Annotated in this window: 7 protein-coding genes; 6 read left to right on the plus strand and 1 reads right to left on the minus strand. The window is 41.3% G+C overall.

The window, feature by feature from the left end; genetic code table 11:
* Nucleotides 1–138: 138 nt before the first annotated feature.
* The 5 genes from gyrA (at nucleotide 139) to H8B17_RS09670 (ending at nucleotide 10,088) form a co-directional block, all read left to right on the plus strand.
* Nucleotides 139–2,700, plus strand: a complete 2,562-nt coding sequence (gyrA, locus tag H8B17_RS09650) for a DNA gyrase subunit A (protein ID WP_190308967.1) — start codon at nucleotides 139–141, stop codon at nucleotides 2,698–2,700.
* Nucleotides 2,642–3,808 carry a tetratricopeptide repeat protein gene (locus H8B17_RS09655; protein WP_223816464.1) on the plus strand — a complete coding sequence of 389 codons (1,167 nt, stop codon included), beginning with the start codon at nucleotides 2,642–2,644 and terminating at the stop codon, nucleotides 3,806–3,808. Before gyrA ends, H8B17_RS09655 begins: the two co-directional genes overlap by 59 nt.
* Before the next feature lie 2 nt (nucleotides 3,809–3,810).
* Nucleotides 3,811–5,010: a tetratricopeptide repeat protein gene (locus H8B17_RS09660; RefSeq protein ID WP_190308968.1), complete on the plus strand. Its 1,200-nt coding sequence runs from the start codon at nucleotides 3,811–3,813 to the stop codon at nucleotides 5,008–5,010.
* Between the two features lie 439 nt (nucleotides 5,011–5,449).
* Complete coding sequence (locus tag H8B17_RS09665; protein WP_190308969.1) at nucleotides 5,450–8,563, plus strand: SusC/RagA family TonB-linked outer membrane protein; 3,114 nt, start codon at nucleotides 5,450–5,452, stop codon at nucleotides 8,561–8,563.
* 31 nt (nucleotides 8,564–8,594) lie between these two features.
* Nucleotides 8,595–10,088 carry a RagB/SusD family nutrient uptake outer membrane protein gene (locus H8B17_RS09670; protein WP_190308970.1) on the plus strand — a complete coding sequence of 498 codons (1,494 nt, stop codon included), beginning with the start codon at nucleotides 8,595–8,597 and terminating at the stop codon, nucleotides 10,086–10,088.
* A gap of 55 nt (nucleotides 10,089–10,143) precedes the next feature.
* Here the strand turns inward: H8B17_RS09670 and H8B17_RS09675 are convergent, their stop codons facing one another.
* On the minus strand, nucleotides 10,144–10,815 hold the full coding sequence (locus H8B17_RS09675; RefSeq protein WP_190308971.1) for a tetratricopeptide repeat protein: 672 nt from the start codon (nucleotides 10,813–10,815) through the stop codon (nucleotides 10,144–10,146).
* A 290-nt stretch (nucleotides 10,816–11,105) separates the two neighbouring features.
* Between H8B17_RS09675 and lon the strand changes: the two genes are divergently transcribed.
* A complete protein-coding gene (lon, locus tag H8B17_RS09680) occupies nucleotides 11,106–13,565 on the plus strand; it encodes an endopeptidase La (RefSeq protein ID WP_190308972.1) in 2,460 nt (819 codons plus the stop codon).
* The last annotated feature ends 121 nt before the right edge of the window (nucleotides 13,566–13,686 follow it).

Here is a 13,686-nt window from a genome sequence, read left to right on the forward strand (position 1 = left end):
TACTACTCCATTCTTTGCTTCAGCATATATTTTAGATAGGTAAACACACGGTAAATTATTAAAAAAAATCGTAACTTCGCATGCGATGTGTGTACCTTTTTAAAGGGGCACATTTAGTTTTATTGAAACCACATTAATATGGCTGAAGAAACAGAAAACGAAAACAATCTAGTGCCTGCAAACGACAGGATCATTCCAATTAATATCGAGGATCAAATGAAGTCTGCCTACATAGATTATTCTATGTCGGTCATCGTTTCTCGTGCCTTACCCGATGCAAGAGACGGTTTGAAGCCTGTGCACAGACGTGTACTATACGGGATGTTAGACCTAGGTGTAACGAGTAGCAAACCATACAAAAAATCTGCTCGTATCGTTGGAGATGTGTTGGGTAAGTATCATCCACACGGCGACTCTTCAGTATATGACGCCATGGTTCGGTTAGCACAAGATTGGAGCATGCGCTACCAATTGGTTGATGGACAAGGTAACTACGGATCAATCGACGGCGACCCTCCTGCAGCCATGCGTTACACAGAGGCCCGTCTGAAGAAATTATCTGAAGAGATACTTTCTGACATCAATAAAGACACGGTAGATTTCCAGCTGAATTTCGACGATTCGCTACAGGAACCTACAGTATTGCCCACCCGTATCCCCAATCTTTTAGTGAATGGGGCTTCGGGGATTGCTGTGGGGATGGCCACTAATATGGCGCCACACAACCTAACTGAAGTCGTAGATGGTATAGCTGCCTATATAGATAACCGTGATATCGAAATCAGTGAACTGATGCAACATATTAAAGGCCCAGATTTTCCGACAGGCGGTATTATATATGGTTATAACGGTGTAAAAGATGCTTGTGAAACTGGAAGAGGTCGTATTGTCATGCGCGCTAAAGCTGAAATCGAAACACTAAAAAACGGGCGCGAATGTATTATTGTGACAGAGATCCCCTATCAGGTTAATAAAGCGAACATGATTGAGCGGACGGCAGAACTCGTCAATGAGAAAAAAATTGAGGGAATTGCCACGATTCGAGATGAGTCTGATAGAGAGGGATTCCGTATCGTGTACGAAATCAAACGCGACGCGAATGCGAATGTTGTATTAAACAATCTTTATAAGTATACAGCCTTACAAACTTCATTTTCAGTAAACAATATTGCCTTAGTAAAAGGGCGTCCGATGTTAATGAATTTGAAGGATATGATCCACGAATTTGTGGAACATCGGCATGAAGTTGTTATCCGCCGTACCAAATTTGAATTGGCGGAAGCAGAAAAACGGGCTCATATACTAGAGGGGTATCTTATAGCGCTGGATCACCTAGATGAAGTCATTAAATTGATTCGTGCTTCGGAAACTCCGGAAGACGCACGGGTGGGATTGATGAGCAGATTTGGCTTGAGCGATATCCAAGCAAGGGCTATCTTGGATATGACACTTCGCCGTTTGACCGGACTAGAGCGGGATAAGATTAAAGAGGAATACGCAGAGCTGATGAAAACAATTGATTATTTAAAATCCGTATTGGCCGATGAAGGTTTGCGTATGGAGATAATCAAAAAAGAGCTTTTCGAGGTAAGAGAAAAATATGGTGACGAACGCCGTTCTACCATTGTACACTCTGCTGAAGATATGCGGATGGAAGACTTTATCGATGATGAAGAAATTGTAATCACTATTTCACATAACTCCTATGTAAAACGCACACCTTTGACGGAATATCGCCGTCAGGGACGTGGTGGTAAAGGTGCCATTGGTTCTACAACGCGAGACGAAGATTTTACGGAGCACATTATCACAGCCTCTGCACATAATTATTTACTATTATTCACGGATCATGGACGTTGTTTCTGGTTACGTGCCTTTGAGATTCCAGAGGGTAGTCGAACCTCTCGTGGACGGGCATTACAGAATATTATAAACGTACCAAAAGAAGAGAAGATTAGGGCGTTTATTAAGGTCATCAACCTCAAAGACCAAGAGTATCTTGAAAATAATTTTATTATCATGTGTACGAAAAAAGGGACGATCAAGAAAACGTCTCTAGAGGCGTATTCGAGACCTCGTGCAAATGGTATAAATGCGATCAACATCAATGAAGGCGACGAGTTGTTAGAAGCGTGTCTTACAACAGGAAATAGTGAAGTAGTTATGGCTCTACGCTCGGGACGTGCAATACGTTTTAACGAATCTACTGTACGCCCGATGGGAAGAACAGCTACTGGGGTACGTGGTATTAGACTGGCGAGTGATCAGGACGAAGTTGTTGGCATGATTGCTGTAGATAACTCGGATACAACGGTACTTGTTGTCTCGGAAAAAGGCTATGGCAAGCGTACAGACATTGAAGATTATCGTGTAACAAACCGCGGTGGTAAGGGAGTAAAAACTATTAATGTTACAGATAAAACGGGAGAACTAGTTGCCATTAAAGGAGTAACCGATGAAGATGACTTGATGATCATCAACAAATCCGGCATCGTGATCCGTATCGGTGTTGATACTCTTCGGGTGATGGGCCGTGCAACACAAGGTGTGCGTCTAATTACGTTGAAAGATACCGATGCCATAGCTTCGATTACAAAAGTAGAAAGAGAGGAAGAAGAGGAAATGGAAAACGGTGAGGAAAATGCAGATGAAAATGGTGTATCAAACGACACAACAGATGCGGAAAAAGACGAAGAATAAATTAGGGTTATACTTGCCTGCGATCGTTTCGGGCGTCTTATTATTAGGCCCGATGCAAACTTTTGCACAGTCCAATTATAAGGAAAGTAGCAACAGCTTTGCTCGTTATACGAAATCTGGAGATTTAAAGAATCTCGAGAGTGCAAAAAAGTTTATCGATGAAACGTATAAAAGCCGTCGCGATTCAAATAGTGCGCGTGTAAACGTCCTCCGTGCAATGATATATAGTTCTATGGCATATGCCGATTCAACGCGTAGTATAAAAACCCCCAGCGATCCCATTGACATCACCTATGAATCGGTGAACAAAATAAAAAAACGTGATTGGGACAACTATGTTGCTGAACACCAATACGTCAACCAAAACCTGGCAGCATCGCATATTTATAAAGCAAAAAAGGCATTAGAGAAAGAAGATTATGCTGGCGCCTATGATAATTACTTGAAGGTAAAAAATCTAGACATCCAAAATTACGATGTGACGTATAACCTTGCTCTTTTGGCAGCGCAAACCCAACAGTACGATACAGCAATTGCTTATTACAACGATCTACTAAAAAAAGGTGATGCGCCGGTTGAATATTACCTGGAGCTTGCGGAGGTATACAAACAAAACAACGATAGTCAGGGTATATTGAACACATTGCACGAGGCACGTACCAAGTTCCCCGAGAACAAACAAGTATTGATGAATTTGGTTCAGCTTTTTGCACAGCGAAATGAGTACAAGGCTATCGCGCCAATTATTGATGAGGCTGTTGCCCATGAGCCAGAAAATATCGATCTGAATTATTTGGCAGGGTACTCGAATGAAACGGTAGGAAATATTGAAATTGCCAAAAGATATTACGGAAAAGTGCTACAGCTTGACCATAATAACTATGAGGCCAACCTTGCTTTAGGACTTATTTATCTCAACAGTTTTTTAAGGGATAGCGATAACGTGGAGGCACAGTACCAAGCACAAAATTTACTATTGAAGGCAAACGAAATTCGTCCTTACGACGTTAATGCTTTAAAGTCACTTTCTCTATATTATGAGAGGTCAGGAGATCTCGCACAGTTAGATCGTGTAAAATTATTATTGAATCAACTATCAAATAATTAGGTATGAATTTTAAAAGAGCAATATTATTTTCTTTATTGGTGATAGCAGGTACTACTGCTTTCGCTCAAAGCGGCAATTTGCGAAAAGCAAAGGCGGGACTACAGAAATTTCAGCAATCACAGGAATTACAGAATTTAAAAGGATTGCAAGGAGCCAGCGCAGTAGAACTTGATAAAGAAAGTCTACAAAGTGCTAAAGAGGCAATAGACCAGGCGATTACACATGACAAAACAAAAGATGATCCCGAAACTTGGACATTTTACGCATTGATAAACGCTAATTTGGCTACGTTAGAAAAATCGAAAGAAGCGCTACAAGCAGCTGAAGAAGGTATTCAAAAAGCAACACAATTGGATAACGAAGGGAAGAATAAAGAAAATATTGCTGTTGCTGGACAACTTTTAGGTCAACTTAGTTTCGGACAAGGTGCCGACGCGTTTAATAGCCAAGATTACAAAACGGCTTATACGGCTTTCGAGCAGGCGTTGAAATATCTTCCCGGAGACACAACACTCCTTTTTTATTCGGGTTTGGCAGCCAGCAATGCACAAGACAACACAAATGCTATTGAAAAATTTAAGCAGTTGGTTCCGGAAAAAGAATTTTCCAACCATAAAGTTGTCATGACAGAATTGTCAAGACTACATCTCTTGGCTGCCGACACGGCTACAGCTTTGGAGTATGCCGCAAAAGCAGTTGCAGAGTATCCAGAAGACAACGATATTGCTATTCAAAATATTGAACTGAATCTGATAACTGGCAATGAGGATAAAATAATAAGCGATATCGAAAGTCAAATTGCAAAGGATTCGGACAACAAAACGTTATATTACTATTTGGGTATCGCATATTCCACCTCAAATAATAACGATAAGGCCATTGATGCATATAAAAAGGCTGTTGAACTCGATCCCGATTATTTAGAAGCCAATAAAAATGCTTCTGCAACAATAATCAACCGTGTAAGAGACCAATTAAACGCTCTTGGTGATGATAAAACTTTATCTAATACTGACTATAGTACAAAGGTAGAAGAGCTTAAAGAGAAGATTAAAGAAGCCTTACCTTACTTGGAGAAGGTGGTTTCATTGGCCCCTAACGATATAGATGCACTAAAAAGTCTGAAAAGCTATTACGACTTCCAACAAGACGAAGCAAAATCAGTCGAAACGCAAGCTAAAATTGACGCACTACAACAGTAGTGTTGCTTCGATCTATAGTCATAAAATAAAAAGAAAGTTTATTTTTCTAAAGGGAATCGAAAAGACTTCGCTTTTTGAAATATTGGCTTCGAAAAACGGTCAGAAAAAACATGTTTTTTTCTGACCGTTTTTATTTCCCAGATTGCATAACATATTGTTCTTCAATTTATAGTCGGCTTATCGTTTATTCAATATTCTTTATGCAACTTATATAGAATGAGATATAGAAGTCATCGTCCTACGGCCGGTTTACTACTGTCATAGAATAATCAAAAAAACACTTGCATAACAAACTTTTCAAAAAAGACTACTAAATCTATATATATTATTTATATTTGCACCTCAAAATGCAAAAGAGTAAGATAAAATTGATCTTCCTCAAGGTCAGTAAATCTCTTACTATAAGATACAACAATTTTTAATTTCAAATGCCGTATTTATGTCTAAAATTACCACACGTTTTTATTCTGGTCTAGCACTTGTATTATTTTTGGGCACCTCGTTATCTCTCCGAGCCCAGACCCGTGCAATAGAGGGAACCGTTAAAGATGCCTTTACTGGGGAACCGTTGCCAGGTGTAAGTATTCAGGTTTCTGATCAATTGACCAGCACAACCACCCAAAGAGATGGGCGTTATAGCTTAGAAGTTGACGATTCTGCTGTCGAACTGATATTTTCATTTTTGGGCTATGACACCCAGCGCCTCCCCCTGAAATCTTCCACAATTGATGTATCGATGGAAGTGTCAAGTAAGGATTTGGATGAAGTGGTGGTCGTAGCTTATGGAACATCGCGAAGGGGCAATATCACCGGGTCGGTGAGTACAATTAACAACAAGCAGCTTGAAAACAGACAGGTTTCCGACATCTCAAAAGCTTTCGAAGGACAGGTTCCAGGGCTACAGTCGGTAGCTTCTTCTGGACAACCGGGTACGGGAGCCACCATCCGTATCCGTGGAATAGGCTCCATTAATGCTTCAGCTGACCCGCTCTATGTCGTCGACGGTAGTCCATATATGGGGGATATTAATGCTATCAATCCAAATGATATTCAATCAATCAGCGTATTAAAGGATGCAGCTTCCAGTGCCCTTTATGGTTCACGAGGTGCAAATGGTGTCATCATCATTACGACGAAAAGTGGACAAGCGGGTGAAAAAGCAGCTATTAACCTCAACTTTACCCAAGGAGCAACAAGTCGGGCAGTAAAAGACTACGAGCAGGTAGGAACGGACGAGTACTTTATGCTGTATTGGGAAGCACTTCGAAATAAGAATCTTTCCAGCAACCTCACTCCCGAACAAGCGGCCAGAAATGCCAGCAGTACTTTGCTCACCGATTTAAATATTAATCCGTACGGACCGGCTTACCCGCAGCCAATTGGACTGGATGGGCAATTAGTAGATGGAGCGAAACCTTTATGGAACGACAACTGGACCGATGTATTACAACGTATAGGCAGTCGTACACAAGCTGACCTCAATCTGAGTGGTGGTGGTGAAAACCACACCTATTTTATTTCAGGTGGTTATCTGAATGAAAACGGAATCGCTATTGAATCGGGGTACCGACGCTATAATATACGTTCGAATATCGATGCGAAACTACGTCCTTGGCTAAATGCTGGTGTTAACTTTGCCGGAAGTAGTTCTCTTCAAAAATATCCTCAATCTGAAGATAGCAACACAGCGAACATTATTAATTTCTCCAGACTTGTACCCTCTTTTTATCCTTATTATAAAAGAAACCCAGACGGCAGTTATGAGACAGATGCGTACGATAACAAAATTTGGGATTTTGGTGACTATCGTCCTAGTGGAGCTACCCCGCGAAACAACTTGGCAGCATCTCTCCCTTTAGATAAAAACGATATTCTCCGAGAAAACGTTTCTACACGGGCCTATTTAGAGGCGATATTGCACCCGACATTAAAATTTAGATCTACCTATAGTGTGGATTACATCAATTCCAATACCCACGATTATACTAATCCGATCTATGGCAATTCGGGCGAGCGCGGAGGAACCGTCTATAAATCCAATGTACGTACTGTAGCACAAACCTGGAACAACATTTTGACTTTCGATAAGCAATTTGAAGATCACCATCTCAATCTATTAGCAGGCCATGAATATTATGATTTCCATTCGGCCAACATTAGTGGAGATCGCGAACGTTTCGTTTTACCCGGGTTTTATGAGCCTGTTGCGGCATCACAACTGAATTCATTTACAGGGTCGTCCTCCGATTATAGGCTATTGAGTTTTTTGGGTCGGGCGGAGTATAACTATCTAAACCGCTATCATCTTTCAGCCTCTTTACGGACCGATGGTTCATCTCGATTTGCACCGGAAAGTCGATGGGGTACATTTTGGTCTGTGGGCGGGTCATGGAAAATAGCAGAGGAAAGTTTCTTCCAAGACCAAATGCTCATCAACCAACTAACGTTACGTGCCAGCTATGGTGGTCAGGGAAATGATAATCTGGGCACTTACTATGCTTACCAAGGTTTATATACGATAGCCAATAATTTAGGCAAGGGAGGTACGGTAACAGACCGTCTTCCTACACCAGATTTAAAATGGGAAACAAACCTCAATTTTAATCTCGGTCTGGATATTGCAATACTCCAAAATCGGATTTCGTTATCTGCAGAGTATTTTAACAGACAAAGTAAGGATCTATTGTTTACGATGCCGTTACCGCCATCATCAGGTTATATTGGCTATGACGCAAATATCGGTTCCATGAAAAATACAGGTTTCGATATAGATTTACGCACGATCCCCGTTAGAACTACGGATTTTCGGTGGAATCTAGACGTGAACTTCTCTCACTATCGCAACCAGATAACGGAGCTCCCTACGGAAAACAACGAACCGCTCGATGCTGGAAATAAACTGTTGCGCATCGGAGGCTCCATTTATGATTTCTATATCCCCGAATGGGCTGGCGTAGATCCAGAAAACGGAAACCCTTTATGGTATCTGGCTGATGACAACGGCAACAGAAGCAACGAAACGACTTCGGTGCATGGGGATGCTGGACGCTTCATCCAAGGCAGTTCGCTACCCAAACTCGTTGGCGGTGTAAACAACAGTTTTTCCTATAAAAACATAGACTTTTCCGCATTACTAAGCTTTAGTATCGGCGGACAAGTTTTAGATAACGATTATCTGATGATTATGCATAATGGAAATACACCTGGTCGGGCTTGGAGCAAGGAAATCTTAAACCGTTGGACACCCGAAAATACGGAAACTGACGTACCGCGTTTGACCACAGATAATCTGAGTTGGACGTCTACTTCCACCCGCTTTCTCTATAGCGGAACATATGCACGCTTGAAAAATGTTAGTATCGGATACACGGTTCCACAGTCGGTATTATCGCGCATAGGGATAGGCAGCTTGCGCGTCTTCGCTCTTGCAGAAAACCTATTCACTTTTCATGGGCATAAGGGTATGGATCCCGAACAAACGGTAAATGGGGCAACCTATTATAGATATCCCGCTATACGTACTATTTCCGGCGGATTACAGTTTGGATTATAAGTGATGATGAATTTATAAAAACACCGAAAAAATGAAATTAAAACATATATATATTGCAGTCTTGGTGCTATTGTCCTCGACATCTTGCAGCGACATACTCGATACCGCTCCCACTGACGCGGTCGTAGATACCGAAATCTACAAATCAACCGAGAACATAGAAACCGTTATAGAGGGCACATGGCGATACCTGAATGACACCTATTTCACCTATGCTAATCCTGGTTATACCGCATTCATGCGAACCAGTGATGCGATGGGAAACGACGTCGCTGTTACCACTAAATATGGTTACCGGGATCCATACACCTTTAATGAAATGATTAATTCGACCGCTTATCGGGTAACTTCGCTCTGGAGGTTATTATATAAGGTCATTGACAATACAAACAATGTAATCCACAAAGTCGATGCCGCAGAAGGTAGTGATGCGGACAAGGAATATTTAAAGGGACAAGCAAAAGCATTAAGAGCATTCTGTTATCTTAATTTAGCTTCCTTCTATCAGTTCAGTTATCAAAAAGACAAAAATGCATTAACAGTACCTATTTATACTGAACCAACGACCCGGGAAACAAAAGGACAGCCAAAAGCAAGTTTGGAAGATATCTATAACCTGATTATAGCTGACCTTACTGACGCATCTGGGTTGTTAACGGATTACACACGCAGCAACAAGTACAGAATCGATCAGCATGTCGTACAAGGATTGTTAGCACGAACCTATTTGAATATTGGGCTGTGGGCAGAAGCTGCAGAAGCAGCAGAGCAAGCAAAGGAAGGGTACAACCTTATGACAGCCGACGCTTACGAACAGGGATTTAACGATGTAGGCAACGTGGAATGGATTTGGGGACACATACAAACGAGTGAACAGAATACCGCAAGCTATACCTTTCATTACCTCGATGTGTCCTCCTCTGGATCCTACTATTTCAGTTTCATGGCCGATCCTTATTTTAAAGATTTGTTTGATACCCAAGATATCCGCTATAAGCTTTTTGAATGGGATGGTGAACCAGGAAGAGAAGGTTTTCTGAGGTATAAAAAATTTAAATTTAAATCTAATCTAATTGGCGACATCGTATACATGAGGTCTGCAGAAATGTGGCTAATTGCCGCCGAAGGATATGCTCGTGCTGGACAAACCGCAGAAGCGGTAGAAGCGCTCAACACCTTGAGGGCCGCAAGAAATGCTCCTCTTTATTCTGCTGCTTCCGGCACACTGCTCGACGAAATACTCATCGAGCGCCGAAAAGAGCTTTGGGGAGAAGGTTTTGCCCTTTCTGACATTATCCGTACGCAGAGATCGGTAGTGCGAAAAGCATTTTTAGACAACGACGGCACGCCAATCCAAGTCGAAATCACCACTCCTGAAGGCGAAGTGAAGAAAGTAAACGGACAGGGACATCGCGTCGTTAACTTCCCGGATGGTACAGCATTCACCGCCAACAGCCGTTATTATATTTTTGCGATTCCTGATGAAGAAGTCCGTCGGAATCCCAACCTTAATAATAACAATTAACCCATAAAAAAAGGCAGTCCAATCTTGGACTGCCTTTTTTTACCAATTGCTACCCTTATTTCAAATTATCCCGGTAAACTTTTGCTTTTTTTACCTCGGTTTGGATATCCTTACGCGAAGCATCATAGCTAAGCACTTTCTCGTAATCAGTTACTGCTTTGTTATAAGCGTCCGTTGCCTTCGTCTTATCGTAGTTCGCGGCTCCTGTCGTACCAGTCAATATGCCAAGATCACGATATGCTATCGCTCTATTCTGGTATAGTTTTGCATCATTCGGGGTGATCGCCACAGCTTTACTATAATCTTCAATAGCCGTTTTGAGCAACTGTTCTTTCGTTGCATTATCTAATTTACTTCCGCTCGCCACCGCCAAATTACTGCTAGCTTTACCTTTATAGTAATATGCGGAAGTATGTTGAGGATCCAGAGAGATGACTTTCTTAAATGTTTCAATAGCCTTTTTATAGTCTCCATTATGGAACTGAGAATACCCTAATAAATACTGTACATCCGGATCGTTCGCCTCCGTCGGAAGTGCTTTTTGCAAATGGGACGCTGCCGCCTTAAAATCACCCTCCAGTAACGCTTTCTGACCTAATCGAACATTTGGATTACTATGTTGAGTTTGTTCCTGCGCCTGAACTGCTAAAGTAAACAAAGCAAGTGTAGTCGAGGCAAGGCCTAATTTCACTGCTTTCCATGGGTTATTAAAAAATCTCCGTTTCATATAATTTGTTTTATTCTTCTAAATTTATCAAACACTATCTCCTTGGAATAAAGCTCCGTTAAATAGTTTAACAACACAATGCGAAGTTATAAACATTTCCACATTTAATTATACCAAAAGTGTCTTTTATTACCTATCCAATTCTGCCGATTTAACAGGTTTTATTGTTTATTAACATAAATGATACCAAATTTTAAAGTTGGCATTTCTCTTGCACATACTGATTCCATAATTACTATTTCAGAAATCAACTAGAATTCTGACATATTGTCGGAAGAACACACGCATATATGAATAAAAACGACACACTTGATATCAAACATGTATTTTCTGTCATAAATGAAGACACGGAGTTTTTTCCGTTGCTGAGCTCCCAAGATGAGGAGGAAATGACGAAAGCTGATATACCCGAAATACTACCGATACTCCCCTTGCGCAACACCGTGCTTTTCCCGGGAGTGGTTATTCCCATTACAGTGGGACGCGACAAATCTATAAAATTAGTAAAAGAAGCCTATAAAGGAGACCGTACAATTGGTGTGGTATCTCAAAAAGATATGGACATTGAAGAGCCTACCGTAGAGCAACTCCATAAAATAGGCACCGCGGCAAACATTATTAAAATTTTGCAGATGCCCGATGGGAATACCACCGTTATTATCCAGGGCAAGCAACGATTTAAGATCACGGAGATGATTGCTGAAGATCCCTACCTGAAAGCAAAGGTAGAGCGGGTTGCAGAAGACAAACCAAAAGTGTCAAGCAGGGAGTTTAAAGCGTTGATTTCTTCCATCAAAGAGATGGCTCTGCAAATTATCCAGCTTTCCCCGCACCTCCCCAGTGAAGCAGGTATGGCTATCAAAAATATAGAAAGCCCGACATTTCTCGTGAACTTTATTTCGTCGAATATGTCGTTGGAAATAAATCAAAAGCAGCAGCTTCTAGAAACGAAAGACTTTGTAAAGCGTGCCAAAATCCTATTGGAACACCTGACAACCGAAATCCAAATGTTGGAGCTAAAGAATCAGATCCAGAACAAAGTGAGGGTGGATTTGGATAAACAACAACGAGATTATTTCTTGAATCAACAGCTAAAAACTATCCAAGAGGAACTTGGAGGCAACACGCCCGACTTGGAAATGGAGGAGCTTGAAAACAGGGCCAAAGTGAAGAAGTGGTCAGCAGAAGTACAAAAACACTTCGATAAAGAGTTGGAAAAGCTCGGACGTATTAACCCCGCCGCCGCCGACTATTCTGTTCAGATCAATTATTTAGAGCTATTACTTGATTTACCTTGGGGGGAATATACAAAAGACAATTTCGATTTAAACAGGGCAATTAAAGTTCTGGATAAAGATCACTACGGGTTAGAGAAAGTCAAGCAGCGCATTATCGAATATCTGGCCGTGTTAAAGTTAAAGAATGACATGAAGGCCCCTATTCTTTGCTTAGTGGGTCCTCCGGGTGTTGGAAAAACATCACTAGGAAAATCCATAGCCAAGGCGCTGGGACGCAAATATACACGTATGGCATTAGGAGGTATCCGCGACGAAGCGGAAATCCGCGGACACCGAAAAACCTATATTGGTGCAATGCCTGGACGTATTATCCAGTCGCTTAATAAAGCAGGAACGTCTAACCCTGTTTTTGTTTTGGATGAGGTAGACAAGCTAGGTGCGGATTTTAAGGGAGACCCGTCATCTGCCTTATTGGAAGTTTTAGACCCAGAGCAAAACACAAATTTTTACGATCACTATGTGGAGATGGAATATGACCTTTCTAAAGTCATGTTTATTGCTACAGCAAATTCGTTGAACGGTATCCAGCCTGCCTTACTGGATCGTATGGAGATTATCGAAGTAAACGGTTACACGATCGAGGAAAAGATAGAAATTGCTAAAAAGCACCTTCTTCCAAAGCAGCTTCAGCAACATGGGTTGACTAAAAAGGATGTTTCCTTAACGAACAAAGTAATTGAAAAAATCATTGAAGAATACACGAGAGAATCTGGTGTACGGGGTTTGGAAAAGAAAATTGGTTCGATAGTTCGAGGTGTCGCAACGCGCATCGTTATGGAGAAAGAATACAATCCGAAAATAAGCACACAAGTGACGGAAGAAATCCTTGGTGCGCCAATGTTTGACAAAGACCTCTATGAGGATAATGAGATCGCGGGTGTTGTTACCGGACTTGCCTGGACGGCAGTTGGAGGAGATATCCTATTTATTGAATCGAGTTTAAGTCCCGGAAAAGGTAAACTACATCTAACCGGTAATCTTGGTGATGTGATGAAAGAATCTGCTGCTATCGCGATGGCCTATCTAAGGTCCCACGCAGAAGAATTTGGTATTGATTACCACGTTTTTGACAACTGGGATGTCAATATCCACGTTCCTGCAGGAGCCACACCTAAAGATGGGCCGTCGGCCGGTATAACCATGCTCACAGCACTGACTTCCCTTTTCACCCAGCGAAAGGTAAAAGAGAAATTGGCTATGACCGGAGAGATCACATTACGCGGACGTGTACTTCCAGTTGGTGGTATACAAGAGAAAATTCTGGCAGCAAAACGTGCGAATATTAAGGATATCCTATTGTGTAAAGCAAATGAAAAAGATATTTTAGAAATCAAGGAAGATTATATCAAAGATTTAAAATTCCATTATGTGACCAAAATGTCCGAAGTTATTGACATTGCCCTTTTAAAACAAACAGTTAAGTATCCGAAGGATTTAAGTCGAACAGATTAGTTCTTTAAGCCCGCGAATTACAAAGCGGGCTTTTTTTAATATATATTCCTTATTTTCTCTCCATAAAATAGTACTTGGAAGGCACAGGAGAGCGAAATAGAATCCATTTTTTAATGCAAAA

The sequence above is a fragment of the Sphingobacterium arenae genome (genome assembly GCF_014692505.1).
In the GTDB taxonomy this organism is placed as follows: domain Bacteria; phylum Bacteroidota; class Bacteroidia; order Sphingobacteriales; family Sphingobacteriaceae; genus Sphingobacterium; species Sphingobacterium arenae.